The organism is Winogradskyella forsetii, from assembly GCF_013394595.1.
Taxonomy (GTDB): domain Bacteria; phylum Bacteroidota; class Bacteroidia; order Flavobacteriales; family Flavobacteriaceae; genus Winogradskyella; species Winogradskyella forsetii.
This window is the reverse complement of sequence record NZ_CP053348.1, coordinates 4,104,687-4,117,531: the sequence shown is the minus strand read 5'-3', so window position 1 is coordinate 4,117,531 and position 12,845 is coordinate 4,104,687. Positions and strand designations below refer to the sequence as shown.

Annotated in this window: 7 protein-coding genes; 2 read left to right on the top strand and 5 right to left on the bottom strand. The window is 36.8% G+C overall.

The features are described 5' to 3' along the window. The first annotated feature begins 2 nt into the window (after positions 1-2). Positions 3-1,436 carry a pyruvate kinase gene (gene pyk / locus HM987_RS17625; RefSeq protein WP_179009327.1) on the top strand — a complete coding sequence of 478 codons (1,434 nt, stop codon included), beginning with the start codon at positions 3-5 and terminating at the stop codon, positions 1,434-1,436. A 316-nt stretch (positions 1,437-1,752) separates the two neighbouring features. Here pyk and HM987_RS17620 read toward each other — a convergent pair whose 3' ends face one another. Together HM987_RS17620 and dinB are read right to left on the bottom strand one after the other, a co-directional pair. Beyond that, positions 1,753-2,763, bottom strand: coding sequence for a TolB-like translocation protein (locus HM987_RS17620; protein WP_179009326.1), 1,011 nt, complete (start codon positions 2,761-2,763; stop codon positions 1,753-1,755). A gap of 48 nt (positions 2,764-2,811) precedes the next feature. Beyond that, complete coding sequence (gene dinB / locus HM987_RS17615; protein ID WP_179009325.1) at positions 2,812-3,915, bottom strand: DNA polymerase IV; 1,104 nt, start codon at positions 3,913-3,915, stop codon at positions 2,812-2,814. A gap of 20 nt (positions 3,916-3,935) precedes the next feature. On the opposite strand from dinB, the gene HM987_RS17610 reads away from it, so the two are divergent. After that, the gene (locus HM987_RS17610; RefSeq protein ID WP_229724504.1) at positions 3,936-4,439 is read left to right on the top strand and encodes a CYTH domain-containing protein; all 504 of its coding nucleotides are present in this window, start codon (positions 3,936-3,938) and stop codon (positions 4,437-4,439) included. A 79-nt stretch (positions 4,440-4,518) separates the two neighbouring features. Here HM987_RS17610 and HM987_RS17605 read toward each other — a convergent pair whose 3' ends face one another. Genes HM987_RS17605 through HM987_RS17595 form a run of 3 tightly spaced genes read right to left on the bottom strand, consistent with a single transcriptional unit; the run spans position 4,519 to position 12,700 of the window. Then, entirely contained in the window at positions 4,519-6,441 is a 1,923-nt protein-coding gene (locus tag HM987_RS17605; protein ID WP_179009324.1) for an OmpA family protein, read from the bottom strand. A gap of 20 nt (positions 6,442-6,461) precedes the next feature. Beyond that, positions 6,462-7,367, bottom strand: a complete 906-nt coding sequence (locus HM987_RS17600; RefSeq protein ID WP_179009323.1) for a PorP/SprF family type IX secretion system membrane protein — start codon at positions 7,365-7,367, stop codon at positions 6,462-6,464. A 26-nt stretch (positions 7,368-7,393) separates the two neighbouring features. Next, positions 7,394-12,700, bottom strand: a complete 5,307-nt coding sequence (locus HM987_RS17595; RefSeq protein WP_179009322.1) for a fibronectin type III domain-containing protein — start codon at positions 12,698-12,700, stop codon at positions 7,394-7,396. Between the last annotated feature and the right edge of the window lie 145 nt (positions 12,701-12,845).

Sequence of the window (12,845 nt, the reverse complement as noted above, 5' to 3'; positions counted from 1 at the left end):
TGATGCCAAACAAGAAGACAAAAATAGTAGCGACCTTAGGTCCTGCAACAAGCACTAAAGAAGTATTGAAAGCAATGCTAGATGAAGGTGCCAATGTATTTAGAATTAATTTCTCCCATGCGGATTATGCAGCGGTTGAAGAGCGCATAAAAATGATAAGGGAACTTAATGAGGAGTTTGGCTATAATGCGTCTATTTTAGGGGATTTACAAGGCCCTAAATTACGTGTAGGTACGATGAAAGGTGAGGTAATTGTAAATGAAGGCGATGAAATTATTTTCGCCACAGGAAAGCGTTTTGAGGGGACCAAGGAGCGTGTTTACATGACTTATGATAAGTTTCCTCAAGACGCAAAACCAGGAGAGCGTATTCTGTTGGATGACGGCAAACTCATTTTTGAAGTCGTTTCTACAGATAAAAAATCTGAAGTTAAAGCTAGAGTGATACAAGGTGGCCCTTTAAAATCCAAAAAAGGGGTGAACCTTCCAAACACTAACATTTCGCAACCAGCTTTAACGGAAAAGGATATTGAAGATGCAATTTTTGCTTGTGGGCAAGGAGTGGATTGGATAGCCTTGTCTTTTGTGCGTCATGCAGAAGATTTAATGGAGCTTGAACAGTTAATAAGTGAACATAGCGACCATAAAATTCCAATTATTGCTAAGATTGAAAAGCCAGAAGCGGTTGAGAATATCGATAAAATTGTGGCCTATTGCGATGGTTTAATGGTGGCTCGTGGTGATTTGGGCGTTGAAATTCCTGCTGAGGAAGTACCATTGATTCAAAAGCAACTAGTACTTAGAGCAAAACGGGCTAGAATTCCGGTAATCATTGCCACCCAAATGATGGAAACCATGATTACAAGTCTAACGCCAACACGTGCCGAGGTGAACGATGTGGCCAATTCCGTAATGGATGGTGCTGATGCCGTGATGTTATCTGGTGAGACTTCTGTTGGGCAATACCCTGTTCAAGTTATTCGTCAAATGGCAAATATTATTCGAAGTGTTGAAGATTCGCCACTTATTGAAGTACCACAATCGCCACCACACATTAGAACCAAGCGTTACATTACAAAAGCGATTTGTTATCATGCCGCAAATATGGCAAATGAGATTAATGCAAAGGCGATTTCTACATTAACAAATAGTGGATATACAGCCTTCCAAATTTCGGCTTGGAGACCTTCTGCTCATATTTTGGTATTTACGTCAAATAAAAGAATTTTAACCCAACTAAGTTTACTTTGGGGAGTTTCGGCTTTTCATTATGATAAATTTGTAAGTACAGATGAAACTGTTGGAGATACTAATAGAATAGCCAAGAAAAACGGATTTTTAAGTGTTGGCGATATGGTTATTAGTTTAGCATCCATGCCAATTGCTGAAAAGGGTATGGTAAACACCCTACGTGTTAGGGAAATTACTAATGAATAGGATTTATAATAAGCTATTTAACTAATTTTGATGAACTTAAAAGGGGGTGGTAGGCATTTCCTATAAATCATTATTATATGCTAATTAGCAGTTTGTAATATATAATTCTAGGAATTTCAAGTATTCTATTACTAACGTTCGTTCATATAAATGACTTGTTTGTATGCATTAATTTTTCCTGTATCCATTTTGCTTATCATTTTTGGATTATTCAAAATGGCTTTAAAGCATTTTAGCCGTATTCAGTAATTCGTATTTAGCAATTATATAGTCGTAAGTTTCAATCATTATAATTCAAATTCAGCAAGCATTTTTTTTATTCTGAACGTAATTTATTATCAGTCTCTAGAAACTTATTTAAGTTTACTCTATAGATTCTACTCAATCCATTTTCATATTTATTAATTTCAGAAAAAAGTGACTGCGCACTAATATAACCTGAATCCAGTCGTTTAACAGTACTTCTGCGGCTTGTAAAATAGAGCATACCTGTACTCTGATTTACAAAAGGGCAATAATCTATTTGTTTAGAATTGATCGCCTTACCCAGGTTTTTTGCCGGTGACCATGAGCCGTTTTTTTGATGGCTTATATATAAATCACCACTACCAACACCGTCTTTCCTTTTCCAGCCGCTAAAGAGCATGTAAGATTCATCTGGTGCAATAAAGGCATTGAATTCCGGGCCGTTGCTATTAATTGCGTCATCTAATTTTATAGGTGCGCGGTAAGTGCCATTCTCCCACTTACTAACATAGATGTCGTCTTGCGACTGAGAATTTTCATTTATGGTCGTAAAATAAATATTATTAGACAGCGCAACGGAAGGATAGAATTCATCTGCAGTAGTATTGATAGGTGCTCCTAGATTAATGGGTTGTGACCATTCGGCAGTTTTATCTTGTCGCTCTACATACCAAATATCAAAATCTTTAACAGCAGTACTGTCCTTAGAAGTTGGTCTGTTAGATGCAAAATACAATCTCAGATTATCAGGAGAAATGAAAGGTTCTAGGTCTTTGTATTTACCAGAAAAGCTACTTATTTTTGGTTGTCCCCAATTCATATCTCCTCTTTGAATTTTCATGATAACCGATAATTCACTCAAAGGACTTAATAATGTAAAATAAGCTTCGTCTTCCTCTACGTTGATAGTAAAATCTCTAATATTTGTAAATTGAGAGAATACATTTTCTGCAAATGGTTGAACTCCCATAACTGTTTCTTGCGTTGTGGATTTGGAGACGCTAGGCCCTTCTGTTTTCGTATCACAATTTGAAAATGTAACAACTAAAATTATAGGCGATAAAATTTGAGAGAATTTCATGGTGCTTGATTCATTAGAAATTAATTTAAATGTAGTAAAATTAGGGTATTAAAACTCGAACTTTAACTGTACACTAACAGCTTCTTTTTCCTCTTTTTTAATTTTTTTGGGATCTGTATTCAAATTAGACATGGAAATACCCAATAGTCTAACCGAATTATTGAGATTGTCTTGGTATAATAGATCTTTTGCAGTTTCTAATATGATGGCTTTCTCGCTTACAAAATAGGGTAGGGTTTTACTTCGGGTTTGCAAGGTAAAGTCACTATATTTTATTTTAAGCGTTATGGTTTTTCCGGAAACGTTACTTTTAGTTAAACGTTTTGAGACTTCCTGTGCAATTTGCTCTAGTTTTTCGAGCATAAAAATTTCCGAGGACAGATTTTCACTAAATGTACGTTCTGCAGCTAAAGATTTACGAATGCGATTGGGTTTTACTTCACTGTTATGTATGCCTCTTACAACATCATAATAGTAGCGACCGGATTTCCCGAAGTTTGCATCAAGATATTCGAAGCTTTTGGCCTTTAAATCCTTACCAGTAAAAATGCCTTTTTGGTACATCTTTTCGGCAGTGACTTTACCGACACCATAAAATTTCCGAATATCCAAATCTTCCAAAAATTGGAGAACATCTTCTGGGTTAACGGTTTTTTGCCCATTGGGTTTGTTATAATCACTGGCTACTTTTGCAATAAACTTGTTAATGGAGATCCCTGCGGAAGCTGTTAAGCCAACTTCATCGTAAATCCTGGTTCTTATCTTTTGTGCCAGAATAGTGGCACTAGGTAGGCCTATTTTGTTCTCGGTTACATCCAAATAGGCTTCGTCTAAAGATAACGGTTCTACCAAATCTGTATAATCGTGAAAAATTTTCCGAACTTGGTTTGAAATTGTCTTATAACGATCAAAATTGGTTTTGACGAAAATAAGTTCAGGACATAATTTTATGGCCAATCGCCCAGACATGGCGCTTTTCACTCCAAATTTTCGGGCTTCATAACTTGCCGCACTTATAACACCTCTTGTACCTCCTCCGCCAACAGCTATCGCTTTGCCTCTAAGCTCAGGATTATCCATTTGTGCCACAGACGCATAAAATGCATCCATATCTACATGAATTATCTTTCTTATAGGAAAATCACTTAGCATGGTGTAAATTTAGGCATTTAATGCCTTTTAATTTTTTATTTTTACTGGACATGGCGATTGAAATAGAACGAAAATTTTTAGTAACATCTGAGGCTTTTAAAAAAGAGGCTTTTAACAGTTATGCCATAAAACAGGGGTTTTTGAATAGCCATAAAGAACGAACCGTACGGGTTAGATTGAAAGAAGATAGTGGCTATTTAACCATAAAGGGGAAATCAACGGCCAATGGCTTGGTGCGTTTTGAATGGGAGAAAGAGATTTCCAAAAATGATGCAGAACATCTTTTAAAACTATGCGAAGAAGGCATTATTGATAAAATACGCTATGAAGTAAAGTACGGAAACCACATCTTTGAGGTTGATGAGTTTTTTGGTGCTAATGAAGGCTTAATCATTGCAGAAATTGAATTAAATTCTGAAATTGAATCTTTTGAAAAACCGAAATGGTTGGGAAACGAAGTTACGGGAAGCGTAAAATATTATAATTCCCAATTGAGTTTATATCCTTTTAAGGATTGGGAATAAATATTAAAGATTTTCAAAACATAGAAAAAGCCTATCCTTAAATAAAGGATAGGCTTTTTTTATTCTATCTAATTGTAAATTACTCTTCTTGCATATTTTGCATATCTTCATTTACGATAATAAATTCAGAACGTCTGTTTTCACCGTATTGTTCTTTAGTACAACCAGAAGAACAATCAATTTTTGGCTCAGATTCGCCTTTACCTATTCCAGAAATACGAGACTCATCAATACCTTGAGAGATTACATATTGTACCGTAGTTTTAGCTCTGCGGTCAGAAAGGTTCATATTATATGATTCAGAGCCTCTCTCATCTGTATGCGATGTTGCCTTGATCACCAATTCAGGATACTTTTTCATAACCTGAACAAGTTTATCTAATTCAAAAGCAGCTTCAGCAGTTATGTTTGATTTATCAAATTCAAAGAAAATTGGTGCTAAAACAATTTGTTCTGGTTCCATTATCGATTCAATTGGTTCTAAAGAAATTTGAACGTTATTTACCTCTTCGTTAGTCCCTTTTACTGGAACTTTTTTACTGTCGAATCCGTCCATAACAACCTCTAGTTCAGAATCTTTTTCACATTCTACGATAAATTCAGCAATACCTTCATCATTGGTCATTTTTGAGGTTACTTTATTACCTTCTTCATCATATAAAGAGACCGAAGCACCTGAAATCGGTTCACGGTTCTCATCGTCTAGAACTGTTGCGCTAACTACAACATCACAGAGTGGTTGTAATTTTTTGAATTCATAAATGTCATCACTTCCTTTACCGCCTTCCCTGTTAGAAGATACGAAACCCTTATCATTTTCTTCGTCAATTATAAAGGCGAAATCATCGGCATTACTATTAATAGGAATACCAACATTACGCGCATTTGCTAGAGTACCATCAATTTCTTTAGTGTAAAACACATCAAAACCACCGAGGCCTAAATGACCATTTGATGAAAAATATAGGGTATTATTACTACTGATATAAGGGAACCCTTCTTCGCCTTCAGTATTGACTTTTTGACCTAAATTTTCTGGTTCGCCTAAAGTACCATCTGCGTTTATTGGAGCTTTGTAAATATCATAGTCTCCAAAACCGCCTGGCATGTTTGATGCAAAGTATAAAGTGCTTCCATCTGCACTTACAGATGGGTTTTTAACTGTATAATTTTCGCTGTTAATACCTACATCCTCTATGGTATCCCAATCGTCTCCTAATTTTGTGGCTTTAAATAAATAAAGTTGACTAAATCGTGCACCGCTCAGAGAATCCTTTTCGTAATCTTTTTCATAAAAACTTTCACGTGAGAAATACATGGTTTTACCATCAGGTGAAAAAGACACTAAACCTTCATGATATTTAGTGTTTAATTTTTTATTAGCTAAAGTAGCTTCTTGATAAGTACTGTCTGAATTTTTAACAATTGTGTATATATCTAAAAAAGGCTGGTCGTTCCAACCATAAGTTTTACGACTGTCATTACGGGCAGAAGTAATATATAATTTGCCATCATTTAATGTACCACCAAAGTCTGATTGTTCAGAATTAAAAGAAGCATTCTGCACGTTGAACTTTTTACCTTGTTCTAAAATTTTAGGAAGGTAATTTGGATTTTTCTTGTAGGCTATGGCTCTATTATCTGCTGGTCGCATAGAAGCAAATTTCTCCATTTGTACATTAGAAGCTTCATACTTTCCATTTGCTTTTAACATTTGTGCGTACTTATAGACCATTTCTGGCTTTTCGGAAGTTTCTAATGCTTTGGCATAATAGCGCTCTGCTGCTTCAGTGTTAAATATGTTATAATAGCTTTCGGCAAGTTGGCTATAAACATAGGTGTCTGCTTTACCCTCATTGACAAGTTCTTCGTAGCTTTCTGCCGCATCCACATACTGGTATCTAGCAAATTGTTTATCTGCTTTCTTTGTATCGCTATTTTGAGCAGTTAAGCATAAGCTACTCATCAACGTAATAAATAATAATGTTTTAAAGTTTTTCATAATTGTTTTAGCTTAACTGATTAAAAGTATCTTGGTGAACGTGAAACACGCTTTGGAAAATTAAGATCGAATAATAACATGATCTCGTGTGATGCTGGTGCGTAAGCTTTTATATCCGAAGATATAGCGTCATATGCATAGCCAATTCTTAAACCATCTGTGAGCGCAAAATTTACTAAGCCAGAAAACGAATCATCTAAGCGATATGAAGCTCCAATCTCAAACTTCTTAAAAAACCGTGCATTTAAGTTGACATCAAATGAAGTTGGTGCATCAAATGCAGATTTTACCATAACCGATGGCTTTAACTCTGTATTTGGAGAAAGATCGAACACGTAACCACCAGTTAAGAAATAGTGTTGTGTTTCTGATCCTATTTTTCGACCATCATTATCTAAATGTACAGAGGATAATAAATTGGGTACAGATAGAGAGACGTAGTATTTATTCGTATAATAAAAGAAACCAGCTCCAATATTTGGTGTCGTTGAATTTATATTTTGATTTAGGAAGGGATCATCTGTGTTAACGATTTCAATACCAGCCAATCCTATATCATGAAAAGTGGCGCCCGCTTTAACACCAAATGCTAATTTATGTTCACCACCTAAATTTAAAGTGTATGAAACATCTACATAGGCATTGGTTTCTTTAACGGGACCAATTTGATCTGCGATAACTGAAAGCCCTAATCCAAGATTACTTCCAATTGGGGTATGACCAAAGAACGTTCCTGTTTCAGGACCTCCTTCAATTCTAGACCATTGGTTTCTGTATAGTAATCCAAAAGAAAGGCCTTCTCTTGATCCTGCATAAGCAGGGTTTACTATATTCATATTATACATGTACTGTGTGTACTGAGGGTCTTGTTGCCCGTGCATTTGTAATGCCATGAGCAAAACCGCTATAATAGAGAGTTTTTTCATTATATTAAGTTGATTCTGTTAGTTGATTATCTGTTAATGTACACCCAAGCACTTTTTGATTTTGCACCACCTTCGTAAATAACGGTGTAGAAATAAGTACCTACAGGTAATTCTTCACCATCATCCGTTTGTCCATGCCATTCGTCAAGGTAGTTAGTTTTAGAATATACAAGGGTTCCATTTCTATTGAATATTTCAAGTTTAGTAACATTGAAACTGCTTAAATCAAAAGTATCATTCATCGTATCATCGTTTGGTGAAATACCTTCAGGGAACACACAAGACTCAAGTTCTAAAACAGTTGTTGCAATAGTAGCTGTACATCCTGTATCATTGAATGTAATTGTAGCTTCATAAACACCTGCGTCTAAAACGTTATTCAACATAGCACTATTGCCATTAAACGGATCACCATCTAGAGTCCAACTAATTGATACTTCTGAATCCGTAAAATTATCAGGTTCAAAACCGATTGAAATTGGAACGGTGGCATTAGGACAAACCTCATAATCGATATTTTCATTATTAAATTCAGCTACCGGTGGTAAATTCACATCAATATCAAAAGTTGTCGTCTGGTAACATCCAGTGGTTGTGTTCTCAGCTCTTATATATAAGGTTTCACCCGCACTAGAATAGGTTGTACTTGTAATATCTCCGGTGTCTTCATCTGCATCCTCTTGGGAATTATGATAAGTTACTTCTATTCCATCTTCCGTTGTAACTTCAGTATTGATAGATGTTAAATCAAATTCTGTAGTCCCATCAATTGAGCCATCCATATCATCACAAACAAATAATGGTTCTGGTTGGTTAATGGTTGGCACTGGATTAACAATTAATTCTACACTTGAAAGTTCACGACAACCTAAATATCCATCAGTAGCCGCATCTGAATCCTCAATTCTCATGAATATGGTTTCACCTGTTGAGCTAAAACCATCGGTAGCAGTAATTGCGCCCATTGCCTGATTAGCATCAGTCGGATCGGTATAATAACTTATTGTGAAACCATCTAAAGCCAGCTCGGCTGTTAAAGCATCTAAATTGAACGATGCAGCACCGTCAGCTTCAGGACCATCACATAAAGTAATAGTTTGTGGTTCTACTGGCTCTGGGCTATCATAAAAATTAATTTGAATATAAGCAGAAAAATACAGGACGCTTTGGTCACAAATTCCTCCTAATACGCGAACTTGATAAGTTCCCGTTTCCGTAGCAGTTAGTGTTGGTTCGTTATAATCAATTACGTTTCCTTGGTCGTCAAGTTCTGTAACCAATTCACCATCCTGAAACCATTGATAAGTATCAACATCATAGAATGTAGTGGCTTCTAAAAGTACTCCATCATCGAACCCACAAAAATCAAATATTTCATCTAACTCGGCTGGACTTTCAATATCGTCTTCAACAGGAGCTCCATCTAATTCCAATACCACATCACATACCACATCGCAGTTAGTACCATCTGTTGGACCAGAATCTTGCACAAAAGTATAGTTCCCTTCTTGTTGTGAGAAATTAGTTATTAAAATAATATATGTTGAATTTGCTGGTACTCCATTTAATTCTATTGTTTCTATAGAAGTTCCAGAGAAACTACAATCGGCAATCGTATCTGGTAATAATTCTACACAACCGCCTTGTTGATCCACAAAAGGTCCCCAAACTATAAAATCAATATCTAAACCAGCACCTCCAGCATTTGTTTGTTCTAGAGTAAATACGTAGTCACCCGCATCATCAAATAATATAGTATTCCATTGCGGATCTGGTTGAGATCCTAAACAGTCATAATCTAAGTAAGGAGGTGCCGTTTGGTCACCAACAATACTTTCATATTCAATATCCTGAGCTGCACAAATAGGTAAAGCATCTAAACAATATACAGGAATACCTAAAGTGCTAATACAAAGATCGAAAGTGCTTGTTTCTGCGATTGATCCTGCGGAGAATACTCTTACATAATATGTGTTACCTACAATTAATTCTGGAGTTAGGCTAAAATCATCGGCAGTACAATATACTTCCGAAAGCGCACCACAACTACCTTCATAAAGGGCATGATCTAAATTAAATGTTCCTCCTGCCACATTTTGTATTTCAATAATTTGTTGAGTTCCTATTGCGGTAAATTGGAACCAAACGTCGTCATCTGGATTTCCAGAACAACTACCAGAAGGCACTCCTGAAGGTGTAGCCGCCAAAATAGTACCTGAATTTACTTGTTCACAAGATTCACCAGGATTTACAACAGCGACAGTAGCATCCGCACACTCATCATTGCTAGGCGGACAAGCCAATACTTCAAAAGTTTCACTACTGATAACACAATTGTTGTCTTGCTCATTGGTTACAAATATTTTTACAGCTGTTCCAAAAGGAAAAGGTCCTGCTTGAAAAGTATCTAACGCCAAAGCTTGAATTGTGCCTGCATCAAAATTATTTGAAATTTCTAATGACGTAGCATCACCTAAGCTAGTAATATTAACATCGATAAAAAATTGATCATTGGCACAATCAGGAACGGTAGTGTAGTTTGCCTCAGCTAGCGTACACAATAATTCTTGAATATTTACCGTAAAATCTAAAGTTATACCCCAAGTACCATCATAACATGGGTCTGGCGTTGCCTGTCCAAAATCCGCTGCTCCAATCCGCATTCTATGCTCACCTATTGGTGCAGTTAATGGCATTACAAACGAAGCATCAAAGAATTGAGGATCACCAATTCCATCGGATTCTCCTTGAAAAACTATCTCAGTATCTTCAAAAATTAAATTATCATTGAAGTCTATCCAAATATTAGTGTTATATGTAAATCCGTGGTCAAATTCAATTTCGACGTTAGTATTTATACCTTGAAAAACATTAATCACTGGAGAAGTATTGTTTTCGTAGGTTACATCACCAATACTAGGGAAATCAGTAAACCCTACAGTTACATTATTTATACCATCACCATCATTACTTGATGGTATCGATTCACAATACCCTGTAAAAAATTGAAAAGGACCATTAAAAGAACTTTCATTACCAGGACCACAAATCGCTTGTACATAAAATTCATAGCTTGTATCTGGTGTTAGACCAGTCAATATAAAAGGATTAGTATCCACACCAGCTTCAATAGTACCTGTCCCTAAGGCAAAACCAGCCTCTCCATATTGGATGTTCCAAGATGCTGATGTTCCGTTTTCCGTCCAACCGACTTCAGTAGAAGTTAAACTTAAGTTGTTGGCGGTTAAATCTGTCGGTTCCGGACAGGTCGGTATACCTCTTACTCTAAAATTATCTACAAAGACATCTACATCTTCTGAATCATCAACTGTTCCGTCCGAAGCTAATATGGCAAACTGTACAATTTGACCACTGTAAGCGGTTAAATCAATCACAGGATGTTCTCCAGTTAAAGGAACAACAGAACTACTGTCATAAGTTAGTAAGTTTGTCCACGTAGCACCATCATCGTTGGTAACTAGTAACTGTACTGTATCATCAGACCCTAAAGTTCCAGGTGTTGTAGAATTAGCGAAGAGCATAATACCAAAATCGAATTCTACTTGAAATGGCCCACCTGTTAAATCAAATCTTGGTGAAATAATCCAATCACTTCTAACGCCGCCTTGATATAAATTAATTCTATAAGCGCCAGTTGTACCATCATTTTGGAAACCATCTGCTCCCCAAAGACTATTACCTAATTCCATAGGTCCTGTCGTGGCGTCACCACTGTCTGCCTCTTCCCAACATTGTGCAGGAATAGTTGTGAAATTTTCAATATAATCAGGTATATAAACATCACAGAGGGTTTCAAATGTAAATGGTCCAGCCCACCCACTAAGCTCTCCTCCACAATCGGCTTGTACATAGTAATCATAGCTCGTAATGGCACTAAGACCAGTAGCATCATATGGGTTTGATATATCAGTTGCAGTAGGGGTTCCTGTAGGAGCTGTGCCAGAAGGCACGATTTCAATATTCCAAGAAACAACGGTACCGCCTTGAGTCCAGCTTAATTCAGCACTATTAGAAGTAATTGTACTTGCAGTTAACATTGATGGATTAAAACAACTAGGAGCTTCATCAATAGTGACATCATCAATTGCAATATCATCAGTAAAATCTCCAGGTACGGTCTCAGAAAATATAAAGCGAGCTTGGATATCTCCGGTAATGGTTAAACCACCTAAATCTATAACTTTAAGTTCCCAACCAACCGTATTAGTATTGAAAGTTCCTACGTTATTCCAAGCTGCACCATCCCACACCTCAACGTCTAAAGTACTATTGGCATCACCTTGATTATCGCTAATTTCATAGAATGAAAGTGCAGGTGCTGTTAAACCACTCACATCAACTAAAGGACTTGTTAAAGTACTAGGCCCATCATCTCCAGAAGCATCTACCCAAGCGAAATAATTGTTAGTGGCTGTAGATCCAGAAAGTGTACCACCGTCACCAATATTATCAAAACCTCCGTCATCTGCAAACTCCCAATCTTCTCCACCGCTCATAGACCAACATAAAGGAATATCACCAGCATTTTCAAAACCTTCCGTGTATGGCGCAGTAAAAGTTACACATTCAGTAGCAAAGATAAATGGACCTACCCATAGACTAAGGTCACTTGGCCCACAATTGGCTTGATAATAAACATAATAAGTCGTTGCAGGTGTAAGACCTGATAAAGTGGTATTTGGTGAGCCTGTTACAGGAGCTGAAACTTCTTCTTCACCATTTCCAGGTGTAAAATCTGCGCCACCACTATATTCAATATTCCATTCTGTTTCAGAGTCTCCAGCAGTCCAATCTAAAATTGCTGAATCTGAAGTTACACTTGAGGACATTATTCCAGTAGGTTCAGGACACGTTGGTGACTCAAACAATGTCACAACAATATTGGACCAATTCGCATCCGAATCCGCCCAACTTTGATTTAGAACCAAGTCTAATGATCCATCCGTCGTTGGGTCATAAAGACCAGCAAAATCACCTACAAAAGTAATTACGGCATCTGCACCTAAAGCACCACTAGTTGTTGGTGGGTCTATTAAAACAGATCCGGCAGTTGTCGTTACTGTTAAATCTGCCTCATTAGAATACGGGTTTGCTCCTCCAGCAACCCAGTCGGCTGATATAGAAAAGGACTCGTAAGAGCCAGACGAAGAAGCGGGCACTCCAGCTGTATTCGCCACATCATTGAGATTAATTGTAACAGGCGATCCTTCAGCCACATTCGTAGGGCCTACAATCGTAGGAAAATTATACTGGGCACTAGCCGTTAGGAAAAAGCCAAGCATGATTAAAAATAGAGTAATCTTTTTCATCATTAATCGATTTGTTAAAAAATTATTTAATTCCCTTATAATCATTAGATTAAAAGGAGGTTTGTTGTTGTTTAAGAAAAAATGTGTTGTAATACGCATTCCTTGCGTTGGTTGGACGATTTGGCTATGCGAATTCGAATATATAAAA

Coding starts and splice junctions, on each gene's coding strand:
- HM987_RS17595 (WP_179009322.1), bottom strand. CDS start 12,700: ATGATGAAAAAGATTACTCTATTTTTAATCATGCTTGGCTTTTTCCTA.
- pyk (WP_179009327.1), top strand. CDS start 3: ATGCCAAACAAGAAGACAAAAATAGTAGCGACCTTAGGTCCTGCAACA.
- HM987_RS17610 (WP_229724504.1), top strand. CDS start 3,936: ATGCCTTTTAATTTTTTATTTTTACTGGACATGGCGATTGAAATAGAA.
- dinB (WP_179009325.1), bottom strand. CDS start 3,915: ATGCTAAGTGATTTTCCTATAAGAAAGATAATTCATGTAGATATGGAT.
- HM987_RS17600 (WP_179009323.1), bottom strand. CDS start 7,367: ATGAAAAAACTCTCTATTATAGCGGTTTTGCTCATGGCATTACAAATG.
- HM987_RS17605 (WP_179009324.1), bottom strand. CDS start 6,441: ATGAAAAACTTTAAAACATTATTATTTATTACGTTGATGAGTAGCTTA.
- HM987_RS17620 (WP_179009326.1), bottom strand. CDS start 2,763: ATGAAATTCTCTCAAATTTTATCGCCTATAATTTTAGTTGTTACATTT.